The sequence below is a fragment of the Paenibacillus sp. FSL W8-0194 genome (genome assembly GCF_037969745.1).
GTDB classification, from domain to species: domain Bacteria; phylum Bacillota; class Bacilli; order Paenibacillales; family Paenibacillaceae; genus Paenibacillus_AQ; species Paenibacillus_AQ cookii.
The window spans coordinates 2,194,158-2,214,050 of record NZ_CP150205.1; the positions used below are offsets into that span (position 1 = coordinate 2,194,158).

Consider the following 19,893-nt stretch of genomic DNA (forward strand, 5'->3'; position numbering starts at 1 on the left):
AATTTAGTTGAACCGCATAAAGTAATGACCTTCATCTTCGGATCCTTTCCCAATAATTGGCTGTGTTAGTTTCCGCTAAGCTGTCCATATCCATATTACCACATTAGAAAATGAACTCCGCCTTTGTTACAATAATCATCATTAAGAAGGAATACTCTGAAAATCGTTTTCATAGGGAGGTTTTCCAACATGTCCGCGCAATCGCTGCACAAGGGGCAACCGATTATCGAGCGAAAAATCCGCTATGATGCAACCGTTGCCTATCATGACTGCACACTTTTGAAGATGGAGCTCCCGAAGATCGTGCTGCTGCACCAGGTAGACAAGCCGTTTACGATGCCGGCCGGCGCAAGCGAACTCACGATACCGGAAGGAACGTATACCTTTGCTTATTATTGGATCGATCGGCCTTATAACCTTTATTTTTGGAGAGACCGCCAAGGGAACTATCTCGGCTCGTATTTTAATCTGGTGAGGAACACGACCGTTACCGATGAGGCCGTATCTTTTGAAGATTTGATCATCGATCTGCTGGTCCTTCCGAACGGGGAGCATTTCGTTTTGGACGAAAACGAACTGCCGGAGCCGCTGCATCAATTCGAAAACGGGTTTGTGCATGAGGCGCTCCATGCATTAATCGGCCAGAAGGATGCCATCCTCGAAGATGCCAAAAAGGAAACCGAACGGCTAGGAGGAGAAATGGATGGCTGAATCCAACCATGTCGTTCCCGTCATTTGCAGCGGAATCGCTGCCGTCCTATTGAAAAAAATCGATGATGAATACAAGGTGCTTTTATTGAAACGAGCCTCTTCGGTGCTGAACGGTGCATGGTGCTACATCGGCGGAAGCATCGAGGAGGGGGAAAAAGCATGGGAAGCCGCTTTAAGGGAAATTCGCGAGGAAACGGGGATTAGCGAGGTCTCGCTTTATACCTCCAATGCATTTGACGAGTTTTATTCTCCGGAAGGGAATTTCATTTACAAAGCCCCCGTATTCGTCGGATACGTCGCAGGCAGCCAGAACGTCGTTTTGAACGGCGAACATAGCGAATATCGCTGGCTCACTGGGTCGAATGATCAAAAGGGATATGCTTGATGACGCCTTTGATTCAGACGACAAATGACGATGATCATAGGAGCCATCAAAGTAACGGCTGCCCTGGGCAAGGAGGGGTTCAGCCGTTTTTTTCATCCATGTTCTTCAGCCGTCGTGGAAAGCGCGCCGCGGGCGTCATAACCTTTTGTCCCTTAGATCGCGCGGATTGGCGGATAGCGCATCCCATACGCTCATCAGTTGAGTGATGGCAGCGTCAATGGTTTCGTATGGGACACCGTCCCGGGCTTGTAAGGAAATTCCTCGAAGAAATGTTTCAAATAACGTCACCAGCATGGGGATATCCGTTGAATCGGGCAGCTCCCCGTTGACAACGGCCCGTTCGATGCAATCTTTCAGCCAACCGTGAACCTTTTCCCGTTCCTTGGCCAGGATCTCCTGAATGTGATGGTGCCCGGGAGAACAGTTTACCGCGGACAAAATCAACAGACAACCCAAAGGATGGGAGTGCTCCGTCTGCATCCGCGCCGATTGCCGCAAACCCTGTTCCATGGCTGCTCTTGATGTCAAGCTCGTATCCCTGAAACATTCCGACACTTGTCCATAAGTAGAGAGATATTTGTCCACCGCTTCGCGGAACAACGATTCCTTGGAATCGAATGCCGCGTAAAAACTCGCCGCCGATATATTTCCCATCGCAGCGCGCAGCTGAGCGAGTGAAGTGGATTCATAGCCGTGTTCCCAAAAAAGCACCATCGCGGCGGCAACCGCCTCGTCACGGTTAAATGCACGCGGGCGTCCCGTTCGTGGCATAAGAAGACCTCCTTTATTTTTTATATACTAATCGATCCATAAGTTCTTGACAAGGGAGCAAGGTTGAAATTAATATATGGAATGATCGATTCAGAATTCGTCATAAGTGAGGATGTTGCAAAAACTGAAGTAATTCACAAATGGTCTTTCTTCATTTCAAAGAAAGGGATGTGTTGACAGATGATAACGTTTAGAGATAAAACCTATCGCTGCACCTCCGAAATCGTCCTCAGCTTAGTCAGCGGCAAGTGGAAAATAGCTATTTTAAACGAACTGGCCAAGGGGCCGATCCGGTATAATGAGCTGCGGCGACTGCTTCCCGACGCGACGCAACGCATGCTTACGATGCAGCTAAGAATGCTTGAAAGCGACGGACTCATTAGCCGCAAGGTGTATCCGGTGTCACCGCCGAAAGTGGAATACGATTTGTCCGAGTTGGGCAAACAACTGGCTCCCATGCTCTTGATTTTGTGCGATTTTGGCACCGCTTATATCGAAAGCTACCCCGATGAAGTATCGCGCACCAATCAAAGGCATGCCTAAGAAATGTATTCAACGCGGCTCGTTGTCCGTTACTTGTTCACCATACCTGATTGATTAGCTGAAGGTACTGGAAGTTGAAGAGGTACCCAGGAAGGGTACCTCTAAACCTGATGTTCCTATATTACATGCTTTCCCCGTATTGGCCGCTTAGCCCTTTTTCCTCTTTAAATGCACTTGCGCTGCGGTCTCCTCGCTCCAAACGATAGTTGATAAAAGCCAGCACGGCTGCCAAGACGGCAACGATTCCACCGGACCAGGACAGATCAATAAGCTTCATATTCGTCGTGACAAACCCTCCCAAGGCGGATCCCATCGCAATGCCAACATTGATGGATACGGAGGTTAAGGACGAAGCCAAATCCCTGGCTTCCGGAACATGCCGACCGGCCCAATCAATGAAGTACAACTGCATCGTTGAGTTCATTAGGTAAACGACGAGAGCCATGCATGAGATGCTGATAAGTCCCCCGACAAGTGAGCCGGATGAGACAAAAAGCGACGCGAGAATGACGGCTTGAGCCAGGAATACGAAGCGTATTTTTCCCGTCCCATGACGAGCCGCCAGCTTTCCGCCAATTAACGTGCTGAAGATGGATACGACGCCATACAGCAAAAAGACGAGGCTGATATACTGTGCCGGAACCAACAGCACATCCTGAAGCAATGGGGCTAAATAGGTATAAACGCTATAAGTTGCTCCAATGCTTAACGCAGGGATAAAGAAAGCAAGCACAATTCTAGGATAGGCGAATAATCTGAGTTGTTTTTTGAGTGAACTCCGAGCTCCTTTTAACCCCTTAGGAATGGTTGCATAACTTGCCAACAGAGACACGATTCCCAATAACGTGGTAAACCAATAGGACAAATGCCATCCGCCCCATTGCCCGATGGAAGTGCCGAGGGGGACGCCGAGAACGCTTGCCACCGTAAAGCCCGTAAAGATGATGGAGATCACCGGCCCTCTTTTTTCTGGAGGCATCGTTTCGCTGGCCACCGCCATCGCGAGTCCAATCAAGACGCCCGTAACCACGGCCGTGATCACTCTGGACGCCAGAAGCAATCCGTACGATCCCGATATAGCCGTTATCATGTTCCCGAATATAAATACGCCGATCAAAGCAAGGATGAGCGGGCGCTTGGAGAACCGGCTGAATAAAGCCGTAAAGATCGGCGTGCCGATGGCAAAAGACAAAGCAAAAGCCGATACCAGGGAGCCTGCGGCCGAGATGGCGATCTTCATGTCCTCGGCCACTTCGGTTAATAATCCGACCATCACAAATTCACTGGTTCCCAGTACGAAGGTCAATAAAAATAAATTGAAAGTCAACAATTTTTGCTGCTTATTCACGGTAAATCTCCTTCCTGCTCCTGATCCGGATGACTGAATATCATCTTGTATATTTCGAAATAGCTTGATGTAGGGCTGCCGAATATGGACGTCAACAGCCATGGAGGTTCCCTTTACGGCACCGGCATTGCCGCTTTCTTGCGGCCGATATAAAAGCGTTGTCCTCTAAAAAGCTGACCGAGATCGACCGTAAACTCGCGGCCGTTCGCCAGGATATTTGCCAAAATAGAGAGGCTCAAGGTCGATCGCCTTCCCCCAAACCATCCGCTTCTCTTTCAAAGTCAGTTGATATTCTTGCATTTTCTCGCACCCCACACACCATTTTTTTAAACGACCGTGCCGTTTGTTGAAATCTGGATCGATCGTTCTGTTTGTAGGTTATCAGGTTCTATTACGCTTGAGTAGTACGCACTATTTTGTATGATCGGAACATTTTTGTAAGGTAGTATACATTTTGATACCGGGATTAAAGGCAACCGCACGCTATGGATCACCTGGTTGGGTTTACGCTCTTGTTATTGCTATTAGAGGGGAGGGAGCTTATGGGGGAACGTGATTTTTGGGAATACCATTTGGTCAACGGAAAATAAAAAAGAGGGGATAGGTCCCCTCTTTTTTGGCTGAAGATCAGCCTGTGTCGGTTTGAATGGAGCGATGAGCGGTTGCTCACGGAACGGACGTCATATAGTCGCCTTTCCCGATGAATGTAGCCGCCTATCCCTCACGCCTTATGGCTGCCAATTCACGTTAATGGTCGCGGTTCCGCTGGACGGCGCGGTGAAGGTGTGGTTGCTGCCGCCTTCCCACGTGACGGTGGAGCCTTGTTTTTTCAAAAACTTGAACTCGATCGTTTTGCCGGCCGGAACGCTGACGTCATAATACCAGTTCGGATATTGGTAAACGACCTGATTGTACATCGGCCCGATTGCTTTTGCCGGGTCCCAGTTCCCCAGCTCGCTGACACTGCCCGTCAGGTACACATTTTGCCCAAGGGCCGTCGTCGCGTTGTTGACCACGAAACGGACGCTGACCTGGTCTCCGGACAATACCTCGAAGTTGTCATACACATTGCTTGCCGTTCCAGCGGCGTTTGCGACTTTAATGTTGTAGTTGCCGCCTGCGACGGCCGGAATTTTCACTTTGATCTGCGTGTCTTCCCAAGACGTGATGTCCGCCCCGCTCACCGCCGTCGTACCGAAGTAGACGGTGCCTTTGCTAGAGCCGAAGCCGCGGCCGTCGATCGTGATCGTCACGCCCGGCTTGGCCATCATCGGCCCGACATGCCCGATGGTCGGCGTCGCCGTTGCCGCGGTGTACTGCCACACCGCCGTGCCGCCTGCCGCAAGCGTGAAATTGGAGGCGGCCCCGCCGGAGCCTACCGATAACGTGTTGCCGTTCAGAAGGCCGCCAAGGACGTCGTTGTAGCTGCCTTGCGGCAGGGAAGTGACAAGTCCCGAAATGGAAGCCGGCGCGTTCAAATTGCGGTTGACGGCAACGACGGCAACGTTGCTGCCGAATTTGCGCTCATAAATGAGCACGTCGTTGTTGATCCAGCGCTCCTGCGTCGATCCGTAGGCGATGGCCGGGTTGGACTTGCGCAGCGGCGCCAGCTTTTGAATGACCTGATAGGCGGTCGTCGACGTGGAGAAGGAAGGGATTCGCGCCCGGTTGTCCGGATCGGTCCCGCCCGACATGTACTGCTCGGTACCGTAATAAATGGCGGGGACGCCGCGCGAGGTCAGCGTGAACGCAAGCGCTTGCTCCAGCTTCCGGCGGTTTGCATTGCTTGCGTGGAAACGCTCCATGTCATGGTTGTCGATGAACGTCACCTGGTCATCCACCTGGGCGTAATCGGCTGCGGAGCCCTCCAGCATCGCCTTCAGGCCGTACATATTGTCGGTGTTGTCCCGGAACACCTGCCGCACCTTTTGGGCAAAACGGAAATCAAGCAGGCTCATGCCGGATTCGTTGGCAAACTTATGGTTTTCCGGGCTCACTTCATTTACGCCCAGGAACCATTCGCCGAAGGTAAAGACCGGCTTATAGTTGTTGACGGCAGCCATAAAGCTCTTCTGCCAGCCGAACGGCATATGCTTCACCGCATCCATGCGGATGCCGTCGATGCCGAGGTCCAGCCACATTTTGATCGCGTCCTTCAAGTAGACGTCCACGGTGCTGTTGTTATGGTTCAGGTCGGCGAGATCGTACAGGTTTTTATATATGCCGTTTTCGGTCGTGGAAAAGTCCGTGCCGCCGTTATGGTGGAACAGGTTCTGCGTATCGTTCGTGTATCCCCCAAGCAGCGTGCCGTTATCGTACAGCCGGCCGTTTTCCGCAAAGGAAGGCTGGTCGGACGAGGCGGGCGACGTATGGTTCGGGGCAAAGTCGATAATGACTTTGATGTTTTTTGCATGCGCGGCGGCGATCAGGTTCTGGAAGTCCGCAATCGTGCCGTAGGCCGGATTCGTCTTCTTGAAGTCCCGGGCCCAGTAGCCGTGATAGGCCGTGTTGTTTACGCCGGAATAATTGATGATGCTGTAGATGTTTTCGACCGGCTGGGAGATCCAGATGGCGGTAACGCCCATACCGGTCAGGTAACCGTCGTTGATTTTGTTGATGATGCCCTGCCAGTCGCCGCCGCAATACAGCCGGAGGTTCGTGCAGGTTCCGTCAAACGCCGCGCCGGTCGGATTGTTGGCGGGATTGCCGTCCGAAAACCTGTCGGTGAAAATTTGATAGATGACGTCGGTGCTGAAATTTTGCTTGTTGGATACCGAGGTATCCGGCGCCGCCTGGGCAGGGCTGAAAAGCCCGAACGTCAGCGATAATCCCAGGGCAAGCGCAGCTGTCGTTTTCAGAAATTTCTTCATGTTATACCTCCTATGTAATCGTTTGAATTCCAGGCTTGTCCGCTGTCGCCGCCGGATCACCTCCTAAAAAAGGGCGACAAAAAACCCCGGCTTCTCCATCGAGATACCGGGGTTGTTCCATACCGGGTGTGCGGTTACGGAATGCATGGCCCTTAAATTATATCGAGTATTGCGTTCCTCCATCATTGTAGATGAAAGCGAATACAACTGTCAATAAATAACAATAAAATTTTTTGGGCGCTTTCCCGCGATTTTTTTCTAAGCGTAGATATCGGGCGCAATGTGGGAATACATAAAATGTACCTCCAAAATAACAATCGCTACGAGGTTTATGATATGAAGGAAATTACTCTCTCTTCTTTGACTGTTGAGCTGATTGTCGGATTTTTTTTGTTGTTTATCGTCGTTAAAATCGTCGGAAGAAAGCTGATCCGGCAGATCACGCCGTTTGCCTTCATCGCGTCCATCGTGTTTGGGGAGCTGCTTGGCAACGCCTTGTTTGAACCCGGCATCGGGCTTATTCACATTTTATATTCCATTTTCTTATGGGGATTGCTGCTCATTGTCGTGGAATACCTTGGACAAAAATCGTTGTTTTTCCGCGGGATGTTCGAGGGCAAGCCGTCCGCGCTCATTAAAAACGGCGTCGTGGATTATGAAGCACTGAAAAAAAACCGGATGAATCTCAATCAGCTGCAAAGCCTGCTTCGCCAAAGCGAAACCTTTTCGATCCGGGAGGTGGCCTTTTGCTACCTGGAGGTCGATGGTTCCCTCAGCATTTTGAAAAAGTCCAAATATCAGAAAACGACGCAGGAAGATTTGAAACTCCAGGAAACCCCCGTTTATGTCCCGGTCACGCTTATTCGCGACGGAAACGTATTGTGGGACGAAATCCGAGACGCGGGCTTTGACGAAGCCTGGCTGCACAAGCAGCTTCAAACCCAGCATATTTCCGATTATCGGGAGGTTTTGATCGCCGAATGGCTGGAGGGGGATGGCATTTTCGTCCAAACCTACGCAGGTGGCCGAAGCCGTTAAAAAAATCCCCGTCTTACTTCGGGCATCCTCTAGGTTATAATGGAACCGAAAGCAGAAGAGGAACGAAGGGGATGGGGAAAATGACTTATCACATGCTGTGCCTGGACATCGACGGAACGCTGCTGAATTCGACCCATGAAATTTCTTCAGGGACCAAGCGGGCCATTCGCGCCTTGTCCGGCGACGTTCGGGTCGTGCTGGTTTCCGCAAGGATGCCCAAGGGCATTGCGTTTATTCATCGGGAGCTGGGTCTGGACACTCCGATCATTTGCTACAGCGGCGCATTGGTTGTCGAAACGGAGGAGGAAGGCTCCTACCGTGCGCTTTGGAACAAAACGATGACTATGGCTCAAATCGAGAACATATACCGGCAGGCGAAGCTCGGACGAATCCATTCCGGGTTTTACAAGGACGACGACTGGTATGTCGACAGCCTGGACGAGTGGGCGCTGCAAGAGCGGGATATCGCCAAAACCGATCCGGCCGTCATTGACTTCGAAGCCATGTTCCGTTTGCCGGCAAGTTCGCTTCATGGGGCCCACAAGGCGTTATGCATGGGCGGGGCAGATGAGATCGGGGCGCTGGAAAACTCTTTGAAAAAGCAGTTTGCGGAAGAGCTTGCCATCTACCGGTCCAAACCCACCTACCTGGAAATTATGGACCGTACCGTTTCGAAAACGTTGGCCATCCGGTTTTTGCAGGAACGATGGAACGTGGCGCGGGAGCAGGTCATCGCGGTCGGAGACAATTTCAACGACATGGACATGCTGGAATATGCGGGCCTTGGCGTAGCCATGGGAAACGCGCCCGAGTCTGTAAAAAACGCGGCGGATGAAGTCACGTTGTCGAATGATGACGACGGCGTAGCCAAAGTAATAGAAAAGTATTTTCATGTCTAGCGGCCAGCGGGGGTGTCCTCCGGATGAACCAGGGGCCGGTGCTTCAAAAAAATGAGGCAGTGCCACCGTATAAGAGAAATCCTATCAATGATGAGACCCTCTCAATCGCTATAATACGACAAAAGGAGCAAATTTTGACAAGGTGTTACCTTTGGAGTATTATGGAAACGTTATCAGTTAAGGATTTCTGCCTTAGTTAATTGGGCGATGTATTCCCAATCACCTTCAAAAAGATATGTGGCATTTCCATACATTGCACTTTCACAAATACTATAGGTTTAAGGCTTTAAAACCAAAGATAATGTATCCTCTATAACCATTCACACCGACCGTTCTAAAGTCTGGATAATAGATAGCAATAGTAGAAAGCCTTTCTTAAATAACATATTTGCCGCGCTCAGATGCCTTTTGAAGCATTCAAATGTTCCTGAAATTTCTCCCAAGGCATAACCCATCGTGGTAGTACTTCCTAGTTAAGGGTAATGAGCTTTTGTGGAACCTGGAATGTCTGCATACTGTTGGCCTCCATCAAGGATTGAGCCCTGTGCTTGCGGCAACCGCGGTTGCTGGGAGAAGTATGCTTCGGAGACACGCGTTCTCCGGAACATCCTGACGGCCGAACCTGGCGACGCCTCGGATGTTGAGTGGATCAGCCGGCGCATTGCAGAAGGCGACGATCTGCAGAGGATCCATAATCAACTCTATTCCCAAGTCAGCCATTACCGGGAGATCTCACTCGGGCATTGGGCGGAAATCCTAATGCCCGCCTCACTCCCTTTTCACAAGCCCGGTATAATACAACTGCCTATACAAAAAACAAGCCCGGATCCATCGTGGCTTGTTTTTTTTGTATAGGCAGTTTGATTTCGCTTTTTTACTAGGCTATAACCCCAGCCGTTTTCCTAAAGGAGTCGGCATACCGTCAATCGTGCTCCTATTTTTCTCCTGCCAGTAGTCGTGAAGCCCTTGTTCGCCTTTACGCTCTGCCCATCGATGAAGCGTGTCCCTCTCCTTTTCATAGGTCATGAAGGGGACGGCATATCCGCAGGACGTCTGCACTTTATGCACATCGACCGTTATAATCTGCCGGGCTCCGAGCATCGGATCAAACAAAGGGAATAACGTCTCCCACTCGCTACTCTCCGGTAAAACCACCGTGCCAGTTCCGTACAGGCGTATAATGTTCGCCGGCCCTTCAAACGCACAGAACATGATCGTGATCCGGCCGTTTTCTTCCAGATGGGCACTGGTTTCATTGCCGCTTCCGGTCAAATCCAAATACGCGACCCGGTGCTCGGACAAGATCCGGAACGTGTCATAACCTTTTGGCGACAAATTGACGTGCCCCTCCTTCGATAACGGCGCAGTACCAACGAAAAACATATGTTGCTTCCGGATAAAATCCATATGCTCAGGCAGCATAGCCGGAAATTGTTTCCCCATTTGATTTCCCTCCATTCATAAGCTGTCGCTTAATTAAATTCATTGTATGTTAATCCGCTGCATATTAAAATTATATTTTTACCGCGTAATCATACATTAAAGTTATGAGTGTTTGTGTTATGGGGGCTACCTGGTATTGTTTTTGGTTACCGGAAAGCCCCTTCATATAGAAGGGTTAGTTATTGAAGGCAAGAAGTATTTCTTAGACGAAGGCATCCATTTGTTCCCAGAACCGTCAGAGGAAACAAAGGAGTATATGAAGAAAATCCGGATTCTCACGAATCAACATCTTCTGAATGAGGACAAGACAGACCTTAAACACTCGGCAATAGTCGAACAATCAATAACCTACTTTCAGCGCTAGAACAAGTGAAGAACCATAGGCACGGCCAGGTCATCCGGCGCTTTTCTCTTCCGGAACGCTAACGGCATCCAGAACCGCTGGGGCGGACACGGCCATAAGACGGTGAAGAATCGGCACGCTGCTGCTCCCTACAATCTGGACGAGCAGAGCAGCCCTGTACCGGCCACCCGGCACGGTCAACATCCGGACGTCATAGGCCACTTACAGAAGATGTTCTATCTGAGATTGATTCAATGTGTTTATCAACTAATGGTTTGAAAACCAGATAAACAGTGTATCCAATAGAGGCCCCTAGAGTATTTAAGATAACGTCATCTATTTCAGCAACTCCGAGTATAGTAATAAATTGGAATATTTCTATAGACAAAACTATTCCAAGTGAGTACACAAATACCTTCCAAAAGTTAGACTTTGGCAAAAGTAATGCGATCAAGAAACCCATAGGTACAAATAAAATTATGTTGGCCATAAAATTAAATAATCCAGGCCCACCAATATCATATAAAATGTATAACTTAATTGCTGACCAGATCGTTCTAAAGGGGGTCAGTTGTATATGCCAGTATCCTTCTTTTATGAGTTCGAGCCTGTCCTTAATTCGGTTTATTAATACATCCGTATTTCCAGTAAACTTTACACCAACAAGAATAAAAATCAAGAATAAATACAAACGAAAAATCCACTTAATTTGTCTTTTCTTAATCTTCATTTCAACCTCCATCAAGTCATTTGTTATATATATAAACAATAGAAATCAAAAAAAGTTTAAAAAGCTATAACCGGCCTATGTTTCAAAAAGCATGCTTTTTGAGACGGTGGAATAACCGTCTTTATTTGCGTGTCAAAATACCTCAAAATTAGTTTTGAATCGTCTCTCTTAGAAATAGGACTTTTTGATACGGATATGGGGGGATGGGGAATTGAAGTTTGCTTATGGACGTGTAAGTGCTAAGGACCAAAATCCTGAACGGCAATTTGTCAAGTTTCGGGATCTAGGTGTTGAGGATCGCTTTTTATTCGTCGACAAGCAGAGCGGCAAGGACTTTGAGCGGCCTCGTTATCAGGTCATGCGAATGATGCTTCGGGAGGGAGACCTTGTTTATATGGATGGACTGGATCGCTTGGGGCGTGATTACGACGGAATTATAACGGAATGCCGACATTGTGTGCCTAGATAATGAGGCTTTGTTTGACAGTAGAAAATTCAAGACAATGGGGGACATCGGTAGGCTGCTGGAGGATCAATTTTTAAGTGTGTTGGCTTACGTGGCCGAGCAGGAACGGAAATAGAACCGACAGCGCCAGGCAGAAGGGATTGAAGTTGCTCGAACGGAGGGGGTGACGTTCGGCAGGCCAAAGCAGGAAATTGACAACAAGTTTGTTCAAGTATATAAGGATTGGAAATCCGGTACATTGACCGCGACTGCGGCCATGCAACAAATCGGAATGAAAAAGGCGACATTTTACCGACGTGTCAGGGAATACGAACTACATAGAGATTAACGGCAATTCGGATTTTTATTGAATGAACAAGTGTTGATGACAGCTATATTCACCCTGAAATGTTTTGCTTTGTATGAATATTTTTTATAGGGAGTTACAGCCAACCAGATGTCATAAAACCCTGGCTAAGAGATTTGCATGCGAAAAATCCGGTATTTCCTACGCTAAGGAACTACCGGGTTCTGTGTCTTGGATACGGAGTGGCCAAGTGTTATACGACTTTCCCACCTTTGTAGACATTCCCAGCGATACGGACAAAATTTCTTCGGATTGAATAAAAATAATAGATTTTATTTATTAACATACACACCATAATCTTCAATTAAAACCTTGTATTAGCAGTTAATTCTTTATCATTCTGTGAAATTTCAGAATCATCTAGGTTAGAATAATCATAGGTATTATTCTTAATAAATTCACCAAAGTCATTTACAATGAGAGAGGTATTCTTTTCAATTTGATCTATTTTTTCAGATGTTTTCATTATCCCCCCCACTGTTTCTACGCTTGGATTGATATATACGTTTGAGGGTTCTTCCGTTTCTGCAAAAGATTTTGCACCTACAATACTACCCATAACGATAATAATCCCGACAATTGTTCCAAGCAATATAGTAGACTTAGCTTTCATCTTCATTAATTACTCCCCTCTCGTATGTTTTACTAAAGTGTAAAATATTCATTCCCCTTCATAGCATAAGCGCTCGGATAGTTAGAAATTACAACAATATAGGTTCCTGCCAGTACGTTATTAAATGTATAGAAAAAATTTGTACTAGTGTAATTTTTACTGATTCGGACTCCACCACTTATCCAGTTATTTGTAGCAACGTCAACAAGTGTGTAATATACATCACAATTACCAGGAATAGATCCACCAGAGTATGGATACGGAACTAGCGTAAGAGTCGGCTTTTTTCCGGGTGGTAAATAAAAAGAAGGAGTTTCTATGGTTGGATCAGCAAATGCGCTTAAAGGAAGTGTGAACATTGCAGCAACTAAAGAGACAGATAGTAGCATGTGATTTCATAAAGCTTCCTCAATATTTAAATTAATTCTAAGAAACAATTATTCATAAGAGGTAGCTCTAGATGTGAAAGTTATATTTTCTCAATGTATCCTCTTTTAAAAAATACATTCAGAATATATAACACTTTCAACTATTAAAAAGTTACACCTTAATTCTTTGCTATTATAGGGTGAAGACGGTAATTCCTTAGCGTAGGAAATACCGGTTTTTTCGCATGAAAAGTCTCTTAGCGTGGGTTTTATGTCATTTGGTTGGCGATACCCCATAGGATTCTAAGACAGGCGAGGCTGTCTGGTTAAGCCGGCAGTTCTGCAGTTGCTCATTGTATTTCTGCCAGAATGGACAGTTAGAGGCGATGCAGAAGAGAAAAAACTAAAGCTGAGGGATGCCTTTAGGGATGAATGGAGAGAATGATGGTACTCCACTTGTGGGTGGGACAAGGATGGCATGAATACATCATATGGAATTCAGTCGAAAAAATATAAGGATGACATTTTTATACCAATTTGATAAAACCAGTTCATGGTATCAATCAAGGTTAGTAACAAATGCCAACCAACTAATCTTGTTGATAAACAAAAATATGTAATTACAACAGTATATGTAATGGATTATCAAGACGACGAAGTATCGAAATTATGTGGTGTATCACCTCAAGCGATCCGTAAAACTCGAGTCTCCGCGCTTAGAACTTCGTAAAGCAATGTCAGAGAGGGGGGGATTATTATGGGGGAGGGGCAACAATTCACATACCTGCTTAGTGCTATCAGCAGCCAAGTTGGATTTCCAATTGTACTTACGGGGTATCTTTTTACTCGATTTGAGAACTATTAAAGGTCAAAGGATTTAGTTCAACTTGAAGTAAATGGATTTAAGAGTGCTTCTGATCTAGATGGTAAGTGTTCGTCATTGGCTGTAAAATATGATAAGTATATACCGGAAAATATAATACTTTGTGAAGGGTTTTTCGGTTTTGTAAGTTCTTAAGATTAAGGGAGTGAGTGGCCATGATCGATAAAATTGTAATTGAGCCTGGAAAGTCAATTGGTGACTTTTATTTAGGGATGGATAAGGTTGAGGCAGAGAGGATCATAAGGACCACTCCCTTATTCTTCAAAATTGAGTGGGATATGAATGAATGTGCTAGTTTTATTGAAGTTGCTAGACACCCAGATTTCAATTTTGAATTATTAATTAACGGTTTTGATAGAATAGATCCATTTAAAACTAAAGTAAAAGAAATTATCAATAATCTTGATGTAATTTCTCCTTATGACAGAGGAGATGACTTAGGTTTTACCTACTCGTTTTTACAAATGGGGATAACTTTCTGGCGACCAAGTAATTTTAAAGAAGAAGATATGAATGAAGCATGGTTCAAAGAAATGCCGTTGGAAAACCAGAAAGAGGAACTAAAACAATTATATTTTGAATCGATCTCAGTATATAAGCCAAGTCAGCAATAGCGTGCAACGTGTTTTTTGAGGGAACCAACGCCAGTTTACAGCTTAGGTGTTTTTTCGATGTCGACTAAATGGGGTCTTGACCAGTTACTGGGTAGGGCTTTTCCGGGTGGTGTTTGTTTGGGAAAAGCGCCGGCTGGCTTTACGTTTTTATCAACTTGAGCATGGGAGGTATGCTGCCTTAGCTTATGCTTTGGACTTGTTCGCTGTAGATCCCGGATCCTTTATAACTATTCCAGTGGACGGCGCCGGCTGCCGTCCATGAATGAGGTGATGATTAAAACGGGAGATCTAAGGAAGACATAACTAAAGCGTTATTATCGCTTGAGAAGCAGCATTTTATTATTTGGGAAGATAAGCTGTATGTACAAACCGTTCAGATCCTCAGAGGCTGGGAGGACGCTAAGTCTAAAAGGTCAACAACAATCAATATCGATTATTGGACTCAATATTAAACAAAGTGGAGCTCAGAAAAAAAGTGGAGCGTCAATCCCAGTTCGATCAGCATTGAGCTTTAATGTCCCTTTCGGGGGGGCTAAGGGGAGTAGACATGTGGACAAAAGTCGGGATTTTGAACATTATGTTTTGAAGTTGACTTTAAATTTCCACTTTATATAAGTCATCAACGGGGCTAATTTTTTTGATTATTTTGTATTTTCTGTAAAAAAAGATTTATAATTATAAAAAAGGAGGGGATTTCTTGTTTGATAATATTCCAATAAAGGAAATATTAATTCGATTACTGGCCTTAATTTGTATAATCGTGGGTGCTCGGTATCTTCTAAATAGTACTAGTATGGGGGATGACCGTGCTTTAGAATTTCTAAGTAATGTGGGAGGAAGTACTGATTCTGCTGACCTCAAAGTGCATTTGGAATCATACATTATTGGATATCGTTTGTTTGGAGGTATATTATTATCTGTTGGATTATTTCGTTTTTTACAGAAATAACTAAAATGAGGAGGCTCACAAAAATGTGAACCTCCTTTTAAGTGTTTGAATTAAGAGTATATTACATCAAAACATACTCCTACAGGCTTATCTGCGTGACCGTACCCGACAGAGTCATCAAAGAAAAGGTCTTTTTCCCAAATGTCGTACTGATAAATATCATAAATAGGATGAGCTATAACTTCTGCTCTTGTTTTGCCAGAAGGAATAGTTACAGTTTGTGAGTCCGATACAGTATAAGTTGAAGTTACCGAAAAGTTGACTGCAGCAGAAACAATTTTTGCACTGACACTGACACTTCCTCCGTATGTTGCACTAACGCCTTGAGAAACAGACATTGTTCCTCCTGGAAGAGAATAAAAGGAGTGTCTAATGACTTCCTGACCACAACCTAGACGTGGGCCGGTAATGTTTTTAATATAATATTCTTTACCCCCAATTTCTTGTGGAGAGACAGAACCAACGGGGGAAACAGGGGACTTAGTTTCGCTACGATCAATGATAGGAGTGATGTGAACAATTTCAGCATCAGGTGAAGGTAGTGTAAAACCTGCCTCTTTCGCATACTCTTCTGTATTAGAAATTTTTAAAATTTGCTTGATATGCTTTCCATTTTCATCTTACTCGTAGCTAATATCACCTTTAGCAATATCAGTACAAATGATTTCGTCACCGTTTGCATTAGCTGAGCTTCCACCGGTGGATGTTCCTTGACTTGCAGAATCAGCAAATGCCGAAGCTGATCCCAACAGCGTTAATGATAGAGCCAGAGCCAATGTTTTTCCGATAAATAGACTTTTTAACTTCATACGACTATACTCCCAATATATGTATTTTATACTTTATTATATATTAAATTAGTCATCTAGTTAATATTTAGATTTTATCAAAGCTTGCTTCTTATATTTGTATAAACAATTTTTTGTACGAAAAGTTATTAGATTTCATCCCATCACTCATGAGCGCGCTCACGGATCTCTCACTTCGCTCATATCAAATCAGAGAACTTTTACATAAATAAGAGCGCAGCAGGAAGCTGCACTCCGTAATTAATCATCCATTCGAATTGAAAATGCCTGATTGCCAATGCCTGGCGGCAGTTTTCTTTTAGTTTACTCATCCGGATTCGTATTCGCTTTCTTTGGTGTTTCCGGTTCAACTGGGGCTTGGGGAAATTGGGCCACCGCATTGCTGCTGGCAGTCATGGTGTTAACATAATAAGCCGCAGCGAACTTAAGAAACCCGGCTTGATTACCGAACTTTTTCATGGCTTCAAGAATATCTGCATGCTTGTCTGTATTGAAGGTAACTTCAACCCTTACTTTTTCGCCCAATGTAATCACTCCGATCTAGCGGCTACCATGGCTTTTGCAAACTTGTAAAATCCAAGAGCATTGGCAATTTCAGAATCTTCAACAAAACGAGCAAACTTAAACTGTGCCCTTGCATCTTCCTGTCTAATAACATTCGATCTGCCGCCCGTAAATAGCATGGTATCGTTTCTTAGAGTTGCCTTGATAGTTGTATTAATCGTGTTTAAAACTTCCCTTGAATACTTCGTAATGGCTTTATTTACTTGATCCGTAATAGGGAATGATTCATTTTTGTTTGATTTGAAGAAGTAACCTTCTTTTGGGTTGGCTTCTCTTAAAATCCGTTCTACTTCATAGGAAGTAATGCCTTTAATTCCGGATTCTGTAACGAGATTCACGATACGATCATATAGATCATACACACCTGTCGGCTTTTGGGTTCTAGGGTTACTCAAATTCATATTTTTAAGCGTGTCAATCAGCAGTGTACCACCGCCGATGTCAACGACAACAACTTGCTCCTCCAATAAACTTGCCTGTTCCTCTTTGATAAAACCCTCGATATCCAGGACCTCGTTATATGCGGTTCCCACCGGCTGCGGATTTACATGCACTTCTTTGACCCGAATGTTAAGACTATCTCCATTTACCACAATGTTGTGGTCTCCTAAAAGAGCTGTAGTTATGTCTTTGATTGCAGCATCATTGAAATCATCTGTAGGTACCCCGGTCGAAACAATAACTTCCATGATACCGGACTTCGACTCCTCGAAATCAACCATCGTCGCCACGACCCGGTTCCCGGATTTCAGCAAGCCTTCACGTGCTAATCCAGCTAGGGCAAAATCAGTTAGTCGTAAGAAAGGTAGCCCAGAAGCTTGTCGATGCCGACCTGCAGCGTTTCGGACAACGCCGGCAACAGGGATAGCTCGGGCAACGACTGCGCATTTTCCCATTTGGATACGGCTTGAAAGGAGAGGCCAAGCCGTGCGGCCAGCTCCTCTTGCGTTAATCCCCGTTCTTTCCGGTATCTAACGATGTTTCTCGCCAAAGTTTCTTTCAAGATATGCCACGCTCCTTTATGTACCACATTGTAGCGGCGGGCATTGGAGCGGACAATAACTTTGAAATTGATTTTTTCCCCGGTTCAACCGCCGGTTGAGCCAGCCAGCCCCAAAAGCTCATTTCGAGGCGCTCACCACCCGGTTCCGGCCTTCCCTTTTCGCTTGGTATAACACATGGTCGACCGATTGGAACAGCTCGCTGATCAGGGTCATGGAGCCCGGGAACAAATCGAGCGGGAAACGATCGACGGACAACAGCCCGATGCTTACCGTTACGGATAATGCGTTTTTCAGGCCGGGCACCATCATTTTATTCGCTTCAACGGCCGCACGAATCCGCTCGGCCAGATCCAGCGCCGCTTCCGAACTGGTAAAGGGGAGATAGACGATGAACTCTTCGCCGCCGAAGCGGGCCAAAATATCGGTATCCCTAAGGGTTTGCTTTATGACGTTGACCGTGCTGCAGATGACCTCATCCCCGGTCAAGTGCCCGTACCGGTCGTTGATCAGCTTAAAAAAGTCGATGTCCAACAACAGGATGGAAAAGGGGATATGCCGTTCGATATGATTTCTGACTTCTTGCTCTAATTGCTGGGTTATGTAATTTCGATTGAAGCAGCCGGTCAGGCCGTCCGTAATTGCCATTTGCTGAAGCTTCTGATTCGTGAGGTGCAGCTCCTGCTGCATCTCGCTTAACGTTTGATTGCGTTCCTGCAGGATCTCGTTTTGCTTTGCCGTTTCTTCGATGAGCTGGCGCAGACGGCTGCGGTCCTGGAATGTTATGATCCGTCCGACGCGCGTCCCGCCGACGACGATGGGCGAAACGTGGATATGAACATGACGCCTGTCGCCCTTTTCGTATAAAACGTCGATTTCCGGGCTCTCGAGCGGATCGTTTTTGTATTTTGCAATGAACGTGCCCGACGTGCCGGTGCCTGCATCCGGCAAAATATCCGCGATTTCAAACCGGTCGCCGATGTGCAAATCCAAAAAGGCAGGCAGCGAACGGTTCGTCTCCACGATGATTTCGTTATCGTCCAGCACCAGGATGCCCAGATTGATGGTATTGATAATGTCTTGGTGGGCGATTTTCAGCAAATCAAAAACCTTGTCCCGATGTATGGCGACGATAAAAAAGACAGCCGAAAGCAAAATGCCCGCCGACGTCAGCCCGGGAATGACCATGGAGGAAACGCGAAAGACGACGTTCACCAAAATATCCGCACCAATAAACGCCATGACGACGACCATTCCGCGGAGCACTTGCGTGACCTGCTTTTTGATCCGGTCTGCCCGGCTGGCCGACAACGCGGAATGAATCACCCACAGCGAAACGACCCCATACCCAATCAGCACCAAAGACGTCAGCCAAAAAAGCGGTCCGTAACTACGTTCGGCGTATTGGCCGTACAGCGGCTGCACGAACATCCCGTTCGGATTCGAGATGACGATGGCTGCGGCTAGACATGCCGGAAGGGCGATCAGCACGGGAAGTCCTTTGCGGACGGGCAGCGTCCTTTTCGTCAGCAGAAGGGTAAAAAACAGCCACCCCACCGCCAACAGCGCCAAATCCACGAATGCGATCTTCACGTATAATAGTTGGAGCCTCGGGGAATCCGTCACCTGGATGGCGAACTGGCAAAGCGGCCATAACGTCATGAAGAAATGAAACATGAGATAAACCTTATGCAGGACGGTGATCGTGACGGAAATAAATACATACGCAAGCAAAGCCAATAAAAGGATGCAAACGAATAAATCGATCCATGCCATCACACGATGTACACCTCGAATGTGTTAAAGTAAAGTCGACTCATTCATTCTAACACGGAAAAAGATAAACGAACAAAATATTTCAGGATAAGAAAATTTTAGATAAGGACGCTGGGGCATGGCTGGGACAATACGGTATTTCTCGTCGGCGAAAAATACGCGTTCCGGTTTCCGAGAAGGAGCATCGCGGTCAAACGGCTTGGGATCGAAGGCTGGATGCGGCCGAAGCTTGCGGAGGTGATCTCCGTTCCATATTCGAAACCGCTTTTAGGAAAATCAGATTATGCTGAATCTAGTTTGAATGGCCTAATCTACTCAAATATGAAGCAGCTTAAGGGTGAACTTCCACCGCTTTATGTTACTTTTGCAACTACTTTAGGGGAAGGATTGCTTGTTATAATAAAGATTGTGTCCCATTTTTTT

General features: G+C 46.3%; 21 protein-coding genes and 2 pseudogenes. 8 read left to right on the forward strand and 15 right to left on the reverse strand.

All coding sequences use genetic code 11. The annotated features are described in order from the left end of the window. Window positions 1-189 precede the first annotated feature (189 nt). Together MKY58_RS09790 and MKY58_RS09795 are read left to right on the forward strand one after the other, a co-directional pair. On the forward strand, window positions 190-711 hold the full coding sequence (locus tag MKY58_RS09790) for a DUF402 domain-containing protein (RefSeq protein WP_339324361.1): 522 nt from the start codon (window positions 190-192) through the stop codon (window positions 709-711). Further along, window positions 704-1,096 carry an NUDIX domain-containing protein gene (locus MKY58_RS09795; RefSeq protein WP_339324362.1) on the forward strand — a complete coding sequence of 131 codons (393 nt, stop codon included), beginning with the start codon at window positions 704-706 and terminating at the stop codon, window positions 1,094-1,096. Before MKY58_RS09790 ends, MKY58_RS09795 begins: the two co-directional genes overlap by 8 nt. A gap of 135 nt (window positions 1,097-1,231) precedes the next feature. On the opposite strand, the gene MKY58_RS09800 is transcribed toward MKY58_RS09795, so the two are convergent. After that, the gene (locus MKY58_RS09800; RefSeq protein ID WP_339324363.1) at window positions 1,232-1,867 is read right to left on the reverse strand and encodes a TetR/AcrR family transcriptional regulator; all 636 of its coding nucleotides are present in this window, start codon (window positions 1,865-1,867) and stop codon (window positions 1,232-1,234) included. 180 nt (window positions 1,868-2,047) lie between these two features. Here MKY58_RS09800 and MKY58_RS09805 point away from each other — a divergent pair, with 180 nt between their 5' ends. Next, window positions 2,048-2,410: a helix-turn-helix domain-containing protein gene (locus MKY58_RS09805; protein WP_339324364.1), complete on the forward strand. Its 363-nt coding sequence runs from the start codon at window positions 2,048-2,050 to the stop codon at window positions 2,408-2,410. A 121-nt stretch (window positions 2,411-2,531) separates the two neighbouring features. Here the strand turns inward: MKY58_RS09805 and MKY58_RS09810 are convergent, their stop codons facing one another. The 3 genes from MKY58_RS09810 to MKY58_RS09820 all read right to left on the reverse strand — a co-directional run bounded on the left by MKY58_RS09810 (window position 2,532) and on the right by MKY58_RS09820 (window position 6,628). Next, complete coding sequence (locus MKY58_RS09810) at window positions 2,532-3,758, reverse strand: MFS transporter (protein WP_339324365.1); 1,227 nt, start codon at window positions 3,756-3,758, stop codon at window positions 2,532-2,534. Window positions 3,759-3,871: 113 nt separating this feature from the next. Beyond that, the gene (locus MKY58_RS09815; protein WP_339324366.1) at window positions 3,872-3,997 is read right to left on the reverse strand and encodes a hypothetical protein; all 126 of its coding nucleotides are present in this window, start codon (window positions 3,995-3,997) and stop codon (window positions 3,872-3,874) included. A gap of 489 nt (window positions 3,998-4,486) precedes the next feature. Next, window positions 4,487-6,628 (reverse strand): alpha-amylase family glycosyl hydrolase, encoded by a 2,142-nt coding sequence (locus MKY58_RS09820; protein ID WP_339324367.1) that lies wholly within the window; start codon window positions 6,626-6,628, stop codon window positions 4,487-4,489. A 336-nt stretch (window positions 6,629-6,964) separates the two neighbouring features. Between MKY58_RS09820 and MKY58_RS09825 the strand changes: the two genes are divergently transcribed. Together MKY58_RS09825 and MKY58_RS09830 are read left to right on the forward strand one after the other, a co-directional pair. Next, window positions 6,965-7,666, forward strand: a complete 702-nt coding sequence (locus MKY58_RS09825; protein WP_339324368.1) for a DUF421 domain-containing protein — start codon at window positions 6,965-6,967, stop codon at window positions 7,664-7,666. Window positions 7,667-7,746: 80 nt separating this feature from the next. Next, the gene (locus MKY58_RS09830; protein ID WP_339324369.1) at window positions 7,747-8,565 is read left to right on the forward strand and encodes a Cof-type HAD-IIB family hydrolase; all 819 of its coding nucleotides are present in this window, start codon (window positions 7,747-7,749) and stop codon (window positions 8,563-8,565) included. Window positions 8,566-9,447: 882 nt separating this feature from the next. Here MKY58_RS09830 and MKY58_RS09835 read toward each other — a convergent pair. From MKY58_RS09835 to MKY58_RS09845, 3 genes are all read right to left on the reverse strand, one after another. Beyond that, a complete protein-coding gene (locus MKY58_RS09835; protein ID WP_339324370.1) occupies window positions 9,448-10,008 on the reverse strand; it encodes a pyridoxamine 5'-phosphate oxidase family protein in 561 nt (186 codons plus the stop codon). Between the two features lie 394 nt (window positions 10,009-10,402). Then, entirely contained in the window at window positions 10,403-10,573 is a 171-nt protein-coding gene (locus tag MKY58_RS09840) for a hypothetical protein (RefSeq protein WP_339324371.1), read from the reverse strand. Further along, on the reverse strand, window positions 10,563-11,081 hold the full coding sequence (locus MKY58_RS09845; protein ID WP_339324372.1) for a VanZ family protein: 519 nt from the start codon (window positions 11,079-11,081) through the stop codon (window positions 10,563-10,565). Before MKY58_RS09845 ends, MKY58_RS09840 begins: the two co-directional genes overlap by 11 nt. Before the next feature lie 211 nt (window positions 11,082-11,292). On the opposite strand from MKY58_RS09845, the pseudogene MKY58_RS09850 reads away from it, so the two are divergent. Continuing rightward, window positions 11,293-11,875 (forward strand): annotated as a pseudogene (locus MKY58_RS09850) (recombinase family protein). A gap of 322 nt (window positions 11,876-12,197) precedes the next feature. Here MKY58_RS09850 and MKY58_RS09855 read toward each other — a convergent pair. After that, window positions 12,198-12,512, reverse strand: a complete 315-nt coding sequence (locus MKY58_RS09855) for a hypothetical protein (RefSeq protein WP_339324373.1) — start codon at window positions 12,510-12,512, stop codon at window positions 12,198-12,200. 26 nt (window positions 12,513-12,538) lie between these two features. Further along, on the reverse strand, window positions 12,539-12,895 hold the full coding sequence (locus tag MKY58_RS09860) for a hypothetical protein (protein WP_339324374.1): 357 nt from the start codon (window positions 12,893-12,895) through the stop codon (window positions 12,539-12,541). Between the two features lie 1,017 nt (window positions 12,896-13,912). Here MKY58_RS09860 and MKY58_RS09865 point away from each other — a divergent pair. Together MKY58_RS09865 and MKY58_RS09870 are read left to right on the forward strand one after the other, a co-directional pair. After that, window positions 13,913-14,371, forward strand: coding sequence for a hypothetical protein (locus tag MKY58_RS09865; protein ID WP_339324375.1), 459 nt, complete (start codon window positions 13,913-13,915; stop codon window positions 14,369-14,371). 697 nt (window positions 14,372-15,068) lie between these two features. Then, window positions 15,069-15,320, forward strand: a complete 252-nt coding sequence (locus MKY58_RS09870; RefSeq protein WP_339324376.1) for a hypothetical protein — start codon at window positions 15,069-15,071, stop codon at window positions 15,318-15,320. A 50-nt stretch (window positions 15,321-15,370) separates the two neighbouring features. Here MKY58_RS09870 and MKY58_RS09875 read toward each other — a convergent pair whose 3' ends face one another. The 6 genes and pseudogenes from MKY58_RS09875 to MKY58_RS09900 all read right to left on the reverse strand — a co-directional run bounded on the left by MKY58_RS09875 (window position 15,371) and on the right by MKY58_RS09900 (window position 19,470). After that, on the reverse strand, window positions 15,371-15,658 hold the full coding sequence (locus MKY58_RS09875) for a hypothetical protein (RefSeq protein WP_339324377.1): 288 nt from the start codon (window positions 15,656-15,658) through the stop codon (window positions 15,371-15,373). 282 nt (window positions 15,659-15,940) lie between these two features. Then, window positions 15,941-16,129, reverse strand: coding sequence for a hypothetical protein (locus MKY58_RS09880; RefSeq protein WP_339324378.1), 189 nt, complete (start codon window positions 16,127-16,129; stop codon window positions 15,941-15,943). A gap of 303 nt (window positions 16,130-16,432) precedes the next feature. Next, a complete protein-coding gene (locus MKY58_RS09885; RefSeq protein ID WP_339324379.1) occupies window positions 16,433-16,654 on the reverse strand; it encodes a hypothetical protein in 222 nt (73 codons plus the stop codon). A 5-nt stretch (window positions 16,655-16,659) separates the two neighbouring features. After that, window positions 16,660-17,382 carry a hypothetical protein gene (locus MKY58_RS09890; RefSeq protein WP_339324380.1) on the reverse strand — a complete coding sequence of 241 codons (723 nt, stop codon included), beginning with the start codon at window positions 17,380-17,382 and terminating at the stop codon, window positions 16,660-16,662. Window positions 17,383-17,492: 110 nt separating this feature from the next. Beyond that, a pseudogene (locus tag MKY58_RS09895) lies at window positions 17,493-17,696 on the reverse strand (helix-turn-helix transcriptional regulator); the annotation flags it as partial. Window positions 17,697-17,814: 118 nt separating this feature from the next. After that, the gene (locus MKY58_RS09900; RefSeq protein WP_339325103.1) at window positions 17,815-19,470 is read right to left on the reverse strand and encodes a diguanylate cyclase; all 1,656 of its coding nucleotides are present in this window, start codon (window positions 19,468-19,470) and stop codon (window positions 17,815-17,817) included. Window positions 19,471-19,893 lie beyond the last annotated feature (423 nt).